At 69.2% G+C, this 14528-nt stretch carries 15 protein-coding genes; 9 read left to right on the forward strand and 6 right to left on the reverse strand.

Going from position 1 to position 14528, the window contains the following annotated elements; genetic code table 11:
• Positions 1-178: 178 nt before the first annotated feature.
• Positions 179-1228, forward strand: a complete 1050-nt coding sequence (locus BW41_RS17485) for a glycosyltransferase (protein ID WP_037536062.1) — start codon at positions 179-181, stop codon at positions 1226-1228.
• Here BW41_RS17485 and BW41_RS17490 read toward each other — a convergent pair.
• The 3 genes from BW41_RS17490 to acpS are packed head-to-tail and all read right to left on the reverse strand — an operon-like array spanning position 1202 to position 3637.
• Positions 1202-2272, reverse strand: a complete 1071-nt coding sequence (locus BW41_RS17490) for an AI-2E family transporter (RefSeq protein ID WP_037536064.1) — start codon at positions 2270-2272, stop codon at positions 1202-1204. The genes BW41_RS17485 and BW41_RS17490 overlap by 27 nt on opposite strands.
• A 1-nt stretch (position 2273) precedes the next feature.
• A complete protein-coding gene (lepB, locus tag BW41_RS17495; RefSeq protein ID WP_051583652.1) occupies positions 2274-3230 on the reverse strand; it encodes a signal peptidase I in 957 nt (318 codons plus the stop codon).
• Complete coding sequence (gene acpS / locus BW41_RS17500; RefSeq protein WP_037536066.1) at positions 3227-3637, reverse strand: holo-ACP synthase; 411 nt, start codon at positions 3635-3637, stop codon at positions 3227-3229. Before acpS ends, lepB begins: the two co-directional genes overlap by 4 nt.
• A gap of 164 nt (positions 3638-3801) precedes the next feature.
• Here acpS and BW41_RS17505 point away from each other — a divergent pair, with 164 nt between their 5' ends.
• Positions 3802-4176: a c-type cytochrome gene (locus BW41_RS17505; protein WP_037536068.1), complete on the forward strand. Its 375-nt coding sequence runs from the start codon at positions 3802-3804 to the stop codon at positions 4174-4176.
• 211 nt (positions 4177-4387) lie between these two features.
• Here BW41_RS17505 and BW41_RS17510 read toward each other — a convergent pair whose 3' ends face one another.
• Complete coding sequence (locus tag BW41_RS17510) at positions 4388-5119, reverse strand: pyridoxine 5'-phosphate synthase (protein WP_037536072.1); 732 nt, start codon at positions 5117-5119, stop codon at positions 4388-4390.
• Positions 5116-5697, reverse strand: coding sequence for an orotate phosphoribosyltransferase (gene pyrE / locus BW41_RS17515; protein WP_037536074.1), 582 nt, complete (start codon positions 5695-5697; stop codon positions 5116-5118). Before pyrE ends, BW41_RS17510 begins: the two co-directional genes overlap by 4 nt.
• A gap of 200 nt (positions 5698-5897) precedes the next feature.
• Here pyrE and coxB point away from each other — a divergent pair, with 200 nt between their 5' ends.
• Both coxB and ctaD read left to right on the forward strand, forming a co-directional pair.
• A complete protein-coding gene (gene coxB / locus BW41_RS17520) occupies positions 5898-7040 on the forward strand; it encodes a cytochrome c oxidase subunit II (RefSeq protein ID WP_037536076.1) in 1143 nt (380 codons plus the stop codon).
• Between the two features lies 1 nt (position 7041).
• Entirely contained in the window at positions 7042-8703 is a 1662-nt protein-coding gene (gene ctaD / locus BW41_RS17525; protein ID WP_037536077.1) for a cytochrome c oxidase subunit I, read from the forward strand.
• A gap of 67 nt (positions 8704-8770) precedes the next feature.
• Here the strand turns inward: ctaD and BW41_RS17530 are convergent, their stop codons facing one another.
• Positions 8771-9844, reverse strand: a complete 1074-nt coding sequence (locus tag BW41_RS17530; protein ID WP_037536079.1) for an alkene reductase — start codon at positions 9842-9844, stop codon at positions 8771-8773.
• 50 nt (positions 9845-9894) lie between these two features.
• On the opposite strand from BW41_RS17530, the gene BW41_RS17535 reads away from it, so the two are divergent.
• From BW41_RS17535 to BW41_RS17555, 5 genes are all read left to right on the forward strand, one after another.
• Positions 9895-10839 (forward strand): DMT family transporter, encoded by a 945-nt coding sequence (locus tag BW41_RS17535; RefSeq protein ID WP_051583653.1) that lies wholly within the window; start codon positions 9895-9897, stop codon positions 10837-10839.
• Positions 10836-11489, forward strand: a complete 654-nt coding sequence (locus BW41_RS17540) for a COQ9 family protein (protein ID WP_037536083.1) — start codon at positions 10836-10838, stop codon at positions 11487-11489. The genes BW41_RS17535 and BW41_RS17540 overlap by 4 nt, the downstream gene beginning before the upstream one ends.
• A 215-nt stretch (positions 11490-11704) precedes the next feature.
• On the forward strand, positions 11705-12646 hold the full coding sequence (locus BW41_RS17545; protein ID WP_037536084.1) for a hypothetical protein: 942 nt from the start codon (positions 11705-11707) through the stop codon (positions 12644-12646).
• On the forward strand, positions 12643-13170 hold the full coding sequence (locus tag BW41_RS17550) for a DUF2141 domain-containing protein (protein WP_037536085.1): 528 nt from the start codon (positions 12643-12645) through the stop codon (positions 13168-13170). The genes BW41_RS17545 and BW41_RS17550 overlap by 4 nt, the downstream gene beginning before the upstream one ends.
• The gene (locus BW41_RS17555; protein WP_037536086.1) at positions 13170-14354 is read left to right on the forward strand and encodes a glycosyltransferase; all 1185 of its coding nucleotides are present in this window, start codon (positions 13170-13172) and stop codon (positions 14352-14354) included. Before BW41_RS17550 ends, BW41_RS17555 begins: the two co-directional genes overlap by 1 nt.
• Positions 14355-14528 lie beyond the last annotated feature (174 nt).

Consider the following 14528-nt stretch of genomic DNA (forward strand, 5'->3'; position numbering starts at 1 on the left):
GCCGGATTCGACCGGTGGAAAGCGTCCGGTGGACGATTAATCTTTTATAGAGGCGTGAGCGGGAAGGGCAGTCGAAGGCAGCGGCTTTTTCTGCCGGCTCCGATCGCGGCGCGATTCGCCGCCGCCCTATCGCCGGCCTTCCACCCGCAGCGGGTCTATGGCAGGGCGGTTGCCGCAAATGCCGGCCGATCATATCCTTACCTTTGCTCAGGACCTGGCTGGCGGTGGCGTCGAGCGGGCGCAGCTCCGCCTCGCAGGCGCATGGCTGGCGGCGGGGCGGCGGGTGACGCTCGTGGTCGGCGACGCGCGCGGACCGCTCGCCGCGGAGGTGCCGGCGGGGATCGACGTCGAGTCGCTCGGCCAGCGCAACTATCTCGCCCAATATCGCCTCGCCGCGATCACCCGGCGGCTGCGGCCCGACGTGATCTTCTGTGCCGGCAACCATTATACGCTGGTCGCCGCGTGGCTGCGCTGGCGGCTCGGTGCGGATTGCCCGCCGATCGTCGCCAAATTGTCGAATGCGATCGATCGCGCCGATCACGGCCGGGTGATGGATGCCGGGCATCGGCTGTGGCTCGCGCAGCATGGCCGCTTCCTCGATCATCTCGTCGCGATGACGCCGGCCACCGCGGCGGTCGCGGCGCGGGCGATGCGGATGGAGCGACGCACCAGCGTCATCCCCAATCCGCCCGCCCCGCCCGCGCCCGGCGCGCCGGGGATCGCGCTGCCGGCGGGGCGGATCGTGCTCGGCGTCGGGCGGCTGGTCGCACAGAAGCGCTGGGACCGGCTGATCGCCGCGGTGCCGGCGCTGCCGGCCGACGTCACGGTGGTGATCCTCGGCGAGGGCGATATGCGCGATGCGCTCGAACGGCAGATCGCCGCCGCCGGGCTCGGCGATCGCGTACGCCTGCCCGGCCATGTCGCCGATCCGCTGGTGGCGATGGCGCAGGCGGCGCTGCTCGCGCTGCCGTCCGATTACGAGGGCGTGCCCGGCGTGCTGCGCGAGGCGCTGTCGGTCGGCACGCCGGTCGTCGCGACCGCGTCGAGCCCGTCGGTGCGCGAGATCGTCGGCGACGCGCGGCTCGGCAGCGTCGTCGCCTGCGACGATGCGGCGGGCTTTGCCGCCGCGCTCAACCATTGGCTCGATGCGCCACGCCCGGCGCCGGTGCCGCAGCCGGGCGCCGACTCGGCCGCACGCTATCTAGCGCTGTTCGACCGGCTCGCCTGATCCGTCGCGCTCGCCCTCGCGCTCGCTGCTGCGTTCGAGCGCGCTCTTGATCATCGCGGTCATCGGATCGGCGAGTGCCAGCCCGAGGATGCCGAACAATGCGCTCGCCAGGATCTGCGCGCCGAGCGTCAGCGCCGGCGGCAGGTCGACCGTCTTCTTGGCGACGATCGGCAGCAGCACATAGCCGTCGAATCCCTGCACGATGACATAGGTGCCGATCGCCCAATAGCCGACCTCGGTCCCCGCCGAGAACCCGACCGCGATCATCAATGCGCCGCTGATGAACGCGCCGATATTGGGGATGAAGGCAAGCAGCCCGGTGAGGATGCCGAGGATCATCGCCATCGGCACGCCGCCGATGCGGAGCGCGATGCCGGTCAGCACGCCCTCCGCGACCATGCCGAGCAGCCGCCCGGCGAGCAGCCGGCGCAACGTCTGCCCCATCCGCCCCGTCACCGTCGCGAATTCCGCACGGTGGCGGCGCGGCACCAGCCATTCCGTCCCGCGCCGGTAGGTGCCGGGATCGATCGCGACGAACAGGCCGATGACGAGGATCATGAACATCGTCGTCAGCGCGCCGAACGCCGTCCCGACCCAGGCGGTGATCCGCCCGACCGATCCCAGCGCCTGGCGCGCGATGCCGCTGACGTCGGACGCACCGGGCATCAGGCCCTGCCGGCCGAGCCAGCCGGCGAGCTTGCCCGCCTGCGATTCGAGCGTCGATCGCAATTGCGCGAACTGCTCGGCGACCTGGACGCCGGTCAGATAGAAGGTGCCGAGCAGGAAGACGACCGTCAGCAGCACGACGATCAGCAGCCGCCAGCCGCGTCCGATCGGCAGCACCCGCCCGAGCAGCCGCACCCCGCCGTCGAGCAGCGCGGCGAAGACCAGCCCGGCGAAGATGATCAGCAGCGGCTGGACGAGCAGCACCACCAGCGCGATCGCGCCGGCGAGGCCGAGCCACACCGCGGCCCGGGTCAGTTCGCGGCGGACGAACGGGTCACGCAGTTCGGCCGGGCTCGGCGCACGCGGCGTCCCGCTCATCTTACTGTCCGCTTGCCGGGTGGAGCGACAGGCCGGCGCGATCGGCGCGGAGCGATCCCCACCAGGTCAGCGGGTTGAGCGTCGCATCGCCATCGAGGCTGAAGGTCAGGAATTCGGCGCGCCCGCCGAGATTCTCATAGGGCACCGGCCCGCCGAGCCCGAGCTGCGCGAGCGGGAAGCGACTGTCCGCCGAGCGATCGCGATTGTCGCCCATCAGGAAGACGTGGTTGGCGGGGATCGTCACCTGCGGATAATTGTCGCCCGGGCTGTCGGGTTCGAGGTCGACGGTGTCGTAATGGCGACCGTTGGGCAGCGTCTCGGTGACGATCGGCAGATGGCAGACATAGCCGCCGCCCGGCGCCGGCCGGCGCGCGCCGTAATAGTCGCGGTCGCTGCACGGGCTGTTGGTGTCCACCGGCAGGTCGACGTAATGCATCGGCCCGCGTGCGATCGGCTTGCCGTTGAGGATGACGACGCCGCCGCGCACCGCGAGCGTATCACCCGGCAGGCCGATGACGCGCTTGATATAGTCGTTGCGCGTTCCCGGCGGCGTCACGATCACCACGTCGCCGCGCGTCGGCAGGCTGCCGAACAGGCGGCCGTGGATGAAGGGCAGGCCGACGCTCCAGCTCTCCTCGGGCTGGCGCAGCACCACGCCCTTGAAGATCGCCACCGGATTGGGGATCGTCGGCGAGACGAACGACCAGCCGTAGGCGAATTTCGACACCACCAGCCGGTCGCCGATGCGCAGGCCGGGCAGCATCGATTCGGAGGGAATGTAGAAGGGCTTGGCGATGAAGCTGTGGAAGCCGAGGACGATCAGGATCAGCCAGAAGATGCCCTTGATCTCCCCCCACCAGTCCGTCTTCTTCGTCGTCGGCGCTGCCGGCGCGGGCGTAGCCGGCGCGATCGGGGCCGCCTCGGTGGACTTGCTGCCGTCCAACACCGCTTCCTTCATGGCTTGGGGTTCGCAATTGCCTCGATGATCACAAAGGCTTGCGCCCATGGATGATCGTCGGTCAGGGTCACATGTAAGCGTGCGACGTGGCCTTCGGGGATCATCGCGTCAAGCCGTTCCTTCGCGCCGCCGGTCAGCGCCAGCGTCGGCGCGCCCGAAGCGGCATTGACGACGCCGATGTCCTTCATGAACACGCCCGCCTTGAACCCGGTGCCGACCGCCTTGGAAAACGCCTCCTTGGCGGCGAAACGCTTGGCGAGCGTGCCCGCCTTGGTGAACGGCCGCCGCGCTGCGCGCGCGCGTTCGGCGTCGGTGAACACCCGCGCCTCGAACCGCTCGCCGAACCGCTCGAGCGATGCCGCGATCCGCTCGATGTTGCACAGGTCGGAGCCGAGGCCGACGATCATGCCGCGCCGCCCGAGCGGCGGGACGATGGGGCCGGGCGGAACGGTGCGCGCATCATGTTGCTCTCTTACGCGGCGGGGGTCGGCAGGGAAAGCAGCGCATCCGCGTTATTCGCCGCCGCTTGCCGCTATAAGGGTGAAGGATCGCGGCAGGGGGGGGCTCAAGGATGCGGGCGGGGTGGCTGTCGGCCTCTATCGCGCTGCTGATGCCGACGCCGGTGCTGGCCGGGACGGGCGATGTCGGGCGGCAGCTGTACGAACAGCGGTGCGCCATCTGCCACGGTGCCGACCTGCGCGGCACCGGCCCGCTCGCGCACAAGAGCAACCCGCCGACCATCGACCTGACCGCGCCGCCCTTCCGGCGGCGGCTGGCCACCTATCCCGGCGTCATCGTCGCCTCGGTCGTGCTGCGCCCGAATGGCGACCTGATCCCGCGGGTGCTGCGTGAGAACAACGTCCACATCCCGCCGCATCGCTGGACCGCCGACGACCTGCGCGCCGTCGACGCCTATATCAGGGGCTACCTCCGCCAGCACCGGTGACGCGCAGCCTTTCCGGCAAACCGGCCCAGCTTCTTCCTCCGCGCCTCCGCGCCTCCGCGCCTCCGCGTGAACCCTCTTCGTGCCCGCACGCTACGCCTCGCCTCTGCTGGTGCATCTCCGCAAGACGATCGAACACGCGGAGGAAGGGCGAGGACTTTGCCCGGTGCGGTTACGGGGGGAATACCGAGCAGCGCTAAACGTCAGTCCGTCGTCACCCTCGCGCCGCGTCCATCTCCTCGCGCATCCGCCGGACCGCCGCGTCGAGGCCGACGAACAGGGCCTCGCCGACGAGGAAGTGGCCGATGTTGAGCTCGCGCACCTGCGGGATGGCGGCGATCGGCCCGACATTGTCGAAGGTGAGGCCGTGGCCGGCATGGACCTCGATGCCATTCTTCGCCGCCAGTGCCGCGGCGTCGGACAGCCGGCGCAGCTCGGCGGTGCGCGCCTCGCCATCGAGTTCGGCGTAGCGGCCGGTGTGGAGTTCGACCACCGGCGCGCCGAGCCGGATCGCCGCCTCGATCTGGCGCGGATCGGGTTCGATGAACAGCGAGACGCGGATCCGCGCCGCGCCGAGTTCGCCGACCAGCGGCGCGAGCCGGTTGTGCTGGCCTGCCGCGTCGAGCCCGCCCTCGGTGGTCAGCTCCTCGCGCTTTTCCGGGACGATGCAGGCGGCATGCGGGCGATGGCGCAGCGCGATCTGCAGCATCTCGTCGGTCGCCGCCATTTCGAAGTTGAGCGGGATGGTCAGCGCCGCCGACAGCCGCGCGATATCGTCGTCGGTGATGTGGCGGCGATCCTCGCGCAGATGCGCGGTGATGCCGTCCGCCCCCGCCTCGGCGGCGAGCAGCCCGGCACGCACCGGATCGGGATAGCCCGCGCCGCGCGCGTTGCGCACCGTCGCGACGTGATCGATGTTGACGCCGAGGCGCAGCGGCGCGCTCACGCCGCGCGGCTCCCCGGCTTGCTCGCCGGGACGGCGGCGAGCTCTGGCGGCAGCGCGTCGGCGGCATAGGTCGGGACGTCGAGCCGGATCAGCGGAAAGAACGGCACGCCGAGATCGACGCTGCCGTTCGACCGGTCGACCAGCGCCGCGCCGGCGATCACCGTGCCGCCCGCCGCCTCGATCGCGCCGATCGCCTCGCGCGAGGAGAGGCCGGTGGTGACGACGTCCTCCATCATCAGCACCTCCTGTCCTGCGGCGAGGCGAAAGCCGCGGCGCAGCTCGAACGTGCCGGTCGGGCGTTCGACGAACATCGCCTCGACGCCGAGCGCGCGCGCCATCTCATGGCCGGCGATCACCCCGCCCATCGCCGGCGACACCACCGCCGCAATCCGTGTGCGGATCGAGTCGGGAATGCGCGCCGCGAGCGCCTCGGCAAGCCGCGCGCCGCGGCGCGGGTCCATCAGCACGCGCGCGCATTGCAGGTAGCGCGAGCTGTGCCGTCCCGACGAGAGAATGAAATGCCCCTCGAGCAGCGCATCGGCGGCGCGGAATTCGGCCAGCACGTCGTCGTCGGTCATCGGCGGTCCCGGGATGTGATCGGATGCCGCCGCTCATAGAAAGTCGCCGCGCCGCCGCCAAGCGGGCGGGGACGATAAAGATGGGCGCTTGAGGCCGGGCCACCCCCCGCGTATAGGTCGTGGCAAAAGGGGCGTACCTTACGCCTGACATCGGCCCTTTGGCCGGGCGGCGAGGGGATCTGGACGGGGTGACGACACACATGCGCAGACGCTTACATGGGATCGCACTGGCTGCCGGGCTGGCGCTCGCCGCAGCCGCGCCGATCGCCGCCGCTCCCACGCCGCAGGGCGCCGCCGCGCCGGCCGGCGTATCCAACATCGCGCCGACCACCGCCAGTGCCACCGCGCCGGCCGCGCCGACCTCGCCGTTGCTGGCGATGGACGGTGCGCCGGCGATGACCGCGGAGGCCGGCATCGGCCATCCCGTCGCCGGCCGCTACGGCCTGCAGCCGCAGGTGACCAACAATGGCCGGTTCGCCCACTGGTTCCACGATTCGATCCTGGTGCCGCTGATCGTCGCGATCTGCGTGCTGGTGCTGCTGCTGCTGCTCTGGGTCGTCTTCCGCTTCCGCCGGGCGGCCAATCCGGTGCCGTCGAAGACCAGCCACAATACCGCGATCGAGATCATCTGGACGCTGGCGCCGGTGCTCATCCTGGTGCTGATCGCGGTGCCGTCGATCGGACTGCTCCAGGCGCAGTTCAAGCCCGCCCCGGCGGGCGCGGTGACGCTGAAGGCGATCGGCAACCAATGGTATTGGTCCTATCAATATCCCGATAACGGCGGGTTCGAGATCACCGCCAACATGCTCAAGGAAAAGGATCAGGTCGCCAAGGGCGAGCGGTTCCGCACCGATGCCGACGGCCCGCGCCTGCTCGCCGCCGACAATCGCGTCGTGCTGCCGGTCGGCGTGCCGATCCGGTTGATCACCACCTCGCAGGACGTGATCCACAGCTGGGCGATGCCCGCTTTCTGGATCAAGCTCGACGCGGTGCCGGGCCGGCTCAACGAGACGAGCTTCACGATCGAGAAGCCGGGCCTCTACTTCGGCCAGTGTTCCGAATTGTGCGGCGCGCGCCACGCCTTCATGCCGATCGCGGTGGAAGCGGTGCCGCCGGCGCAATTCGCCGCCTGGGTGCGCGCCAAGGGCGGCACGATGCCGACCCCGGGCAAGCCGTCCGACAAGGTGATCCCGCAGCCGGGCGCCGAAGGCTCCGCCGCCAAGCAGGCGGAGGGCAATGCCGCCGACGCCGCCACCGGCCCGGTCGAGAATGTGACGACCGCCGCTCCTTCCTCTTCGCAGGGTGCAACCGGCAATCCGGCCACCGGCAACGCGGGACAGTAAGATGACCGATACCGCCCTCCACCCCCATGCCTTCGTCGCGCACGACGATCATGCCCATAGCGATGCGGACCATAAACCGGGCTTCTTCGCGCGCTGGTTCATGTCGACCAACCACAAGGACATCGGGACGCTGTACCTGATCTTCGCGATCATCGCGGGGATCATCGGCGGCGCGATCTCGGGCCTGATGCGCGCCGAGCTCGCGCAGCCGGGCATCCAGTATCTGGTCGGCTGGGCGAACTGGCTGCCCGGCGGCGACGGCGGGCTCGACCATGCGCTCCACCTGTGGAACGTGCTGATCACCGCGCACGGCCTGATCATGGTCTTCTTCATGGTCATGCCGGCGATGATCGGCGGCTTCGGCAACTGGTTCGTGCCGATCATGATCGGCGCGCCCGACATGGCCTTCCCGCGGATGAACAACGTCAGCTTCTGGCTGCTCATCCCGGCATTCACGCTGCTGCTCGCCTCGCCCTTCTTCGGCGGCGCCGGCACCGGCTGGACGGTCTATGCGCCGCTGTCGACCTATGGCGAGCCGGGGCCGAGCGTCGACATGGCGATCCTCGCGCTCCACCTCGCGGGTGCCTCGTCGATCCTCGGCGCGATCAACTTCATCACCACCATCTTCAACATGCGCGCGCCGGGCATGACGCTGCACAAGATGCCGCTGTTCGTCTGGTCGGTGCTGGTCACCGCCTTCCTGCTGCTGCTCGCGCTGCCGGTGCTCGCCGCGGCGATCACCATGCTGCTCACCGACCGCAACTTCGGCACGACCTTCTTCGATCCGGCCGGCGGCGGCGATCCGATCCTCTACCAGCATCTGTTCTGGTTCTTCGGTCACCCCGAAGTGTACATCATGATCCTGCCGGGCTTCGGCATCGTCAGCCAGATCATCGCGACGTTCAGCCGCAAGCCCGTCTTCGGCTATCTCGGCATGGCCTATGCCATGGTCGCGATCGGCGTGGTCGGCTTCGTCGTCTGGGCGCACCATATGTTCGTCACCGGCCTGTCGGTGAACGTGAAGATGTACTTCACCGCCGCGACGATGGTCATCGCCGTGCCGACCGGCATCAAGATCTTTTCGTGGATCGCGACAATGTGGGGCGGATCGCTGTCGTTCAAGACGCCGATGGTCTGGGCGATCGGCTTCATCTTCATGTTCACGGTCGGCGGCGTCACCGGCGTGGTGCTCGCCAACGGCGGCATCGACGATTACATGCAGGACACCTATTACGTCGTCGCGCACTTCCACTACGTGCTCAGCCTCGGCGCGGTGTTCGGCCTGTTCGCCGGCTTCTATTACTGGTTCCCGAAGATGTTCGGGAAGATGTACAACGAGCTGCTCGGCCAGCTGCACTTCTGGGTGTTCTTCGTCGGCGTGAACCTGCTGTTCTTCCCGATGCACTTCCTCGGCCTGCAGGGCATGCCGCGGCGCTATCCGGACTATCCGGACGCCTATGCACATTGGAACGCGCTGGCGAGCCACGGATATGAGATCATGGCCGCGGGCATGGTGATCTTCTTCGTCAACGTCATCTACTCGCTGATTGCGGGCCCCAAGGCGCCCGACAATCCGTGGGGCGAGGGCGCGACGACGCTGGAATGGACGCTGTCCTCGCCGCCGCCCTATCACCAGTTCGAAACGCTGCCGAAGATCGACTAACGAAAAAGCCCCGGGGTCTCCCCCGGGGCTTTTTGCTGGACCCTGCCGTCCGACGGGATCGTCGGGCTCAGGCCGCCGCCGTCTCCAGCGCCGGATAGTCGGTATAGCCCTGCGGCCCCTTCGTGTACCAGGTCGCCGGATTGTCCTCGGCGAGCGGCGCGCCCTGGCGCAGCCGTTCGACCAGATCGGGATTGGCGATGAACTTGCGGCCGAAGGCGATGCCGTCGGCGCGGCCCGATTCGACATCCGCCGCCGCCGCCTCGGCGGAATAATCCTGGTTGAGGATCAGCGGCCGCTTGAACACCTCGCGGATCTGCGGGCTGAGCTTGGGCACGTCGGTCCGGCCGAAGGTGCCGTCGGGCGCCTGTTCGCGCAGCTCAAGGAAGGCGATGCCGAGCGCGTCGAGCGCCGCCGCGGCGGGCACGAAGACGCTCGCCGGATCGCTGTCGTCGGCGCCCTGCGTCTCGCCATTGGGCGACAGGCGGATCGCCGTCCGCCCCGCGCCGATCGCATCGGCGACGCGCGCCACCGTCTCGCGCATGAAGCGGATGCGGTTTTCCGGGCTGCCGCCATAGTCGTCGTCGCGCAGGTTGGTGTTGTCGCGCAGGAACTGGTCGATCAGATAGCCATTGGCGCCGTGGATCTGCACGCCGTCGAAGCCGGCGCGGATCGCGTTGCGCGCCGCGGTGGCATAATCGTCCTGCGCGCGGGCGATATCGTCGAGCGTTGCCGCCTGCGCCTCGACATAGGGATTGTCCTCCTTGTGATAGGGCGCGCGCGTCGCCGACGAGGACAGCGGCGTCATGCCGATCACCTCCGGCCGCGACAGCCGGCCCATATGCCAGATCTGCGCGACGATCCGCCCGCCCGCGGCATGGACCGCGTCGGTCACCGGCTTCCACGCCTCGACCTGCGGTTCGGTCCACAGCCCCGGCGCATTGGGCCAGCCGAGCCCCTGGCGGCTGACGCCGGTGCCCTCGCTGATGATCAGTCCGGCGCCGGCACGCTGGCGGTAATAGTCGATCATCAGATCGGTCGGCACGTGATCGTCGGTGGCGCGGCCGCGGGTCAGCGGCGCCATCAGGATGCGATTGGCGGCGGGGATATCGCCGAGTTGGATGGGATCGAAGAGACTTGGCATAGATGCTCCAAAGGACCTGACGCGCTCAAGATAGGGCGCTACAGCGCGGCATGCATCGGCCGCCGTCGCCAAGAAAATCTGTCGTGCCGCCAACGCAGGATCAGGGAACCGCCTTCGTCGCGCTGGTCGTCGCCAATGTCGCGCTCGCCTTCGGCCCGTGGTTCGTGCGGCTCGCCGACGTCGGCCCGGTCGCGGCCGGTTTCTGGCGGATCACGCTCGCGGTGCCGATCCTCGCCGCGCTCGCGCTAGGCGGCGGCGCGCGGCCGGGGCGGATCGGGCCGCTGCTCTGGGTGTTGATCGTCGCCGGCGGCATCGCCTTCGCCGCCGATCTCGCCAGCTGGCACCTCGGCATCGTCCGCACGACGATGGCCAATGCGACGCTGTTCGGCAATTCGGCGATCCTGATCTATCCGCTCTACGGATTCCTCGTCGCGCGGATCTGGCCGACGCGGACGCAGGGGATCGCGCTGCTGCTCGCAGCCCTCGGCGCGGCGCTGCTGATGGGACGATCGTACCAGCTCGATTCGCGCAATCTCGCGGGCGACCTGCTCTGCATCCTCGCCGGCATCCTCTACACTGTCTATATCGTGATGATGGCGCGCGTCCGCCGCGCGTTGCGCCCGCTGCCGACGCTGGCGCTGGCCAGCGCCGCGACGGCGCTGCCGCTGCTGCTGTTCGCCGGGCTGTTGGGAGAGGCGATCCTGCCGCAGCAATGGACGCCGCTGCTCGGTCTGGCCCTGGTCAGCCAGGTGATCGGTCAGGGGTGCATGATCTATGCGCTCGGCCGGCTGTCGCCGCTGGTGATCGGCATCGCCTTGCTGATCCAGCCGGTGGTCGCCGGCGCGGTCGGCTGGATCGTCTATGGCGAGCGGTTGCAGGGACCGGATTGGCTGGGCGTCGCGTTGGTGGCGCTCGCGCTGGTGCTGGTGCGGCGCGCGGAGGTTGCACCGGCGCGCGCGGCGGCGCAGGAGGCGCAGCAGGAGGTAGAGGCATGACGCAGGACCTGACGCTCGATGAGATCCGCGACGCGCTCGCCGAGGGCATCGCCGCCAATGCCGCGTTCGACGGCTGGGGCGACGCCGCGCGCGACATGGCGGCGGAGGCGGCGGGGATCGATCGCGACGTCGCGCGGCTCGCCTTCGCCGACGGCGCGGTGGCGATGATCGATGCCTGGTTCGCGGCGATCGACCGGCGGATGGCGGAACGGCTGCCGCCCGAAACGCTCGCGGCGATGAAGATTCGCGCGCGCATCTCCGCTCTGGTCGAGGCGCGGCTCGCGATCGTCGCGCCCGATCGCGAATCGCTGCGCCGGGCGCGCGCGATCCTCGCGCTGCCGCAGAACGTGGCGCAGGCGGCGCGGCTCGGCTGGCGCAGCGTCGACCTGATGTGGCGGTTGGCCGGCGATACCGCGACCGACTATAATCATTACACCAAGCGCACGATCCTGCTCGGCGTCTATGCCGCGACGATCACCGTCTTCCTCGACGACGAGAGCGAGGGCTATGCCGAGACGCGCGCCTTCCTCGCCCGCCGGATCGACGGGATCATGCGCTTTGAAAAGGCCAAGGCGGCGTTCGGCAAGCGCTATGAGCATCGGCCGAGCCTGTCGCGCTTCGTCGGGCGGTTGCGCTACCCGGCGCTCTAGCGCGGGCGCTCCGGCGACCGGTGCATCGGCGGTCGGCACGACCCTGTTCGATCGCCATCGGCGCCTCATCGAAGCGGATCCGCTCCGGTCCGTCACCTGCTCCGGCCCGGTCATGGCCGCCGCCGGCCAGAGTGACGGGACAGTGAAGCGAAATTCATGTGCAACATTGGCGCACTAACGCTAAATGATCCCATCGTCATCGTTCGGATCAACGGGTGCAGATCGATCACACCGCCGGCCGCAGTCTCGTCGAGATCGTGCCGCCCTCCCCCGACATCGCGGGACTTCAACCCTTGAAAACCATCAAAAGCCGGTGGCCTGCGATCATCGGCGGGTTGGTGACTCTGGCGATGCTCGCCGGACTGGCGCACGAGCTGCTCGGCTCGGGGCTCGCCGGGCTGAACCGTGTGACGCCGCGCAACCCGTTGTTCTACGTGGCTTTTGCTGCGCTGTATTTCGTGCCGCCGCTGGCCGATTACTGGATCTTCCGCCGCCTGTGGCGCATCCCGCTCGGCGGGCTGGTCGCCTTGATCAAGAAGCGGATCGCGAACGACGTCGTCATGGGCTATTCGGGCGAGGCCTATTTCTACGCCTGGGCGCGCAGCCGGGCGCAGGCCGTCGCGGCGCCGTTCGGCGCGGTCAAGGACGTGTCGATCCTGTCGGCGATCGCCGGCAATGCGGTGACGCTGGCGATGATCGCGGTGGCGCTGCCGGTCGGGCGCAACCTCATCCCGCCCGAGATGATGCGCTACGTCTACGGTTCGCTGGTGGTGATCTTCGGCACGTCGCTGCCGTTCCTGATCTTCTCGCGCAAGGTGTTCTCGCTGTCGCGCGGCGAGCTGTGGGCGATCTTCGGCATCCACTGCCTGCGGCTGATACTCGGCGGGTTCTTCCTTGCGCTCGCCTGGGCGCTGGCGATGCCGAGCGTGGCGATCGGCACCTGGCTGTTCCTGTCGGCGGGGCGGATGCTGTTCTCGCGCCTGCCGCTGTTGCCCAACAAGGACCTGCTGTTCGCCAATTTCGCGATCCTGATGATCGGCCAGGACAAGGCGCTGTCCGAGCTGATCGCCTTCACCGCGGCGGCGGTGCTGCTGGTGCATGCGCTGCTTATCGTCGGCTTCGGCATCCACCATCTTGCGACGCGGAAGCCGGCATGATCACGCGAATGATCCGGGCGGCGCTCGCCGTGGCGGCGATGGCGGCGGCGATGCCGGCGCAGGCACAGATCCTGGGCAGCGATGCCGCGGCCTGTTCGCTCGGCGGCGGGCCGGCGATCCTCGCGCAGATCGCCGGGCTCAAGGATCGAAAGGGGCGGATCAAGCTCGAACTCTATCCGGCGAACGAGACCGACTTCCTCGCTGACGATTCGGTGCTGATCGCGGCGGGCAAGACCTTCCGCCGGGTGTGGACGACGATTCCGCAGTCCGGCAGCATCCAGGTGTGCATCCGCGTGCCGCGCCCCGGCCGCTATGCGCTGCTGGTCACGCACGATCGGGATAACAAGAACAAGTTCAACTTCTTCGCCGACGGCGCCGGCTTCCCCGGTACCGGCAAGATCGGCATGTCCCGCCCCAAGGTCGACCGCGCGCTGGTCGACGTCGGCGAGGGTACGGTCACCCGGACGATCCGGATGCAATATCTGCACGGCCTCGGCGGCTTCTCCCCGACCAAGGACGATTGATGCGGATCGTCGACGTCAACGAGATCTACTCGCCGACCGGCGGCGGGGTGCGCACCTATATCGATCGCAAGATCGAGGTGCTGGCGGGCATGGGGCATGAGCTGATCGTGCTCGCGCCGGGGCGCGAGGATCGGATCGAGGAACGGCCCGGCGGCGGCGCGATCCATTACATCAAGGCGCCGGGCATGCCGTTCGACGCCAATTACGGGCTGTTCTGGGACGCCGCGCCGATCCACCAGCGGCTCGACGCGCTCGATCCCGACGTGGTCGAGAATTGCTCGCCGTGGAAATCCTCGTGGATCGTCGCGCAATGGCAGGGGCGGGCGCTGCGCTCCTATTTCATGCACAACGACAATCTCGAGGCCTATCCGAAACGCTGGTTCAAGCCGCTCGCCTCCGAGCCGCGGATCGAGCGTGCCTTCGCCTGGTACGATCGCTATCTCAACCATTGCCTCGCCCGCTACGACACGGTGGTGACCAACGGGCCGGCGCTGACCCGGCAGCTCGCCGCACGCGGCATCCGCGTCGACGCGACGATGCCGCTCGGCATCGAACAGGCGCATTTCTCGCCCGACCTGCGCGACGAGACGCTGCGCGCCGCACTGCTGCGGCAATGCGGGCTGCCGCCCGAGGCGACGCTGCTGCTCGGCGTCGGCCGCCATCATCCCGAGAAGCGCTGGCCGACGGTGATCGACGCGGTGCATCGCGTCGCGACGCAGGCGCCGGTCGGGCTGGTGATCCTCGGCCAGGGCATGGATACCAAGACGCTCGAACGGCATATCGGCGCGAGCCCGCATATCCGCCTGTTCCGCCCCGTCTATGACCGGCGGCGGCTGGCGACGATCATGGCGAGCGCCGATGTCTACATCCACGGCTGCGGCACCGAGACGTTCGGCCTCGTCCCCGCCGAGGCGCTGGCGAGCGGCACGCCGCTGATCGTGCCGGACGGCGGCGGCGCCGCCGAGATCGCCGAGCCGATGTTCGCCGAAGTCTATGCCCAGCGCGACGTGCAGAGCTGCGCCGACGCGATCGGCCGGATGCTGGCGCGCGACCGCGCGCTCGTCCGCCGCGCCGCGCGGGTGGCGTCGACGCGGGTGCGCAACGACGAGGAACATGCCGCCGATCTGGTCGCGCATTACGCCGCGGCGATCGCGGCGCGCGATGCGCGGCGGTTGCGGGCCTAGATTCCGGCCTCTGGCCGGGCGGTGAATGGCGCGCACAGAGGCGCAGAGGACGCAGAGGGCTTCGCTCGCGACAAGCGCGGCCCGCCAATCACAGGTTCGAGAGGCACGCCGCCGTTCCAGCGATCGCATCTTCTCCGCGCCTCCGCGCCTCCGCGCCTCCGCGTGAAACCTCGG

Source organism: Sphingomonas sp. RIT328 (assembly GCF_000632225.1).
Lineage (GTDB): Bacteria > Pseudomonadota > Alphaproteobacteria > Sphingomonadales > Sphingomonadaceae > Sphingomonas > Sphingomonas kyungheensis.

Excerpts from the sequence above, each read along its gene's own strand:
- BW41_RS17485 (WP_037536062.1), top strand. The coding sequence starts at position 179 with ATGCCGGCCGATCATATCCTTACCTTTGCTCAGGACCTGGCTGGCGGT.
- BW41_RS17490 (WP_037536064.1), bottom strand. The coding sequence starts at position 2,272 with ATGAGCGGGACGCCGCGTGCGCCGAGCCCGGCCGAACTGCGTGACCCG.
- lepB (WP_051583652.1), bottom strand. The coding sequence starts at position 3,230 with ATGAAGGAAGCGGTGTTGGACGGCAGCAAGTCCACCGAGGCGGCCCCG.
- acpS (WP_037536066.1), bottom strand. The coding sequence starts at position 3,637 with ATGATCGTCGGCCTCGGCTCCGACCTGTGCAACATCGAGCGGATCGCG.
- BW41_RS17505 (WP_037536068.1), top strand. The coding sequence starts at position 3,802 with ATGCGGGCGGGGTGGCTGTCGGCCTCTATCGCGCTGCTGATGCCGACG.
- pyrE (WP_037536074.1), bottom strand. The coding sequence starts at position 5,697 with ATGACCGACGACGACGTGCTGGCCGAATTCCGCGCCGCCGATGCGCTG.
- coxB (WP_037536076.1), top strand. The coding sequence starts at position 5,898 with ATGCGCAGACGCTTACATGGGATCGCACTGGCTGCCGGGCTGGCGCTC.
- ctaD (WP_037536077.1), top strand. The coding sequence starts at position 7,042 with ATGACCGATACCGCCCTCCACCCCCATGCCTTCGTCGCGCACGACGAT.
- BW41_RS17530 (WP_037536079.1), bottom strand. The coding sequence starts at position 9,844 with ATGCCAAGTCTCTTCGATCCCATCCAACTCGGCGATATCCCCGCCGCC.
- BW41_RS17535 (WP_051583653.1), top strand. The coding sequence starts at position 9,895 with ATGCATCGGCCGCCGTCGCCAAGAAAATCTGTCGTGCCGCCAACGCAG.
- BW41_RS17540 (WP_037536083.1), top strand. The coding sequence starts at position 10,836 with ATGACGCAGGACCTGACGCTCGATGAGATCCGCGACGCGCTCGCCGAG.
- BW41_RS17550 (WP_037536085.1), top strand. The coding sequence starts at position 12,643 with ATGATCACGCGAATGATCCGGGCGGCGCTCGCCGTGGCGGCGATGGCG.
- BW41_RS17555 (WP_037536086.1), top strand. The coding sequence starts at position 13,170 with ATGCGGATCGTCGACGTCAACGAGATCTACTCGCCGACCGGCGGCGGG.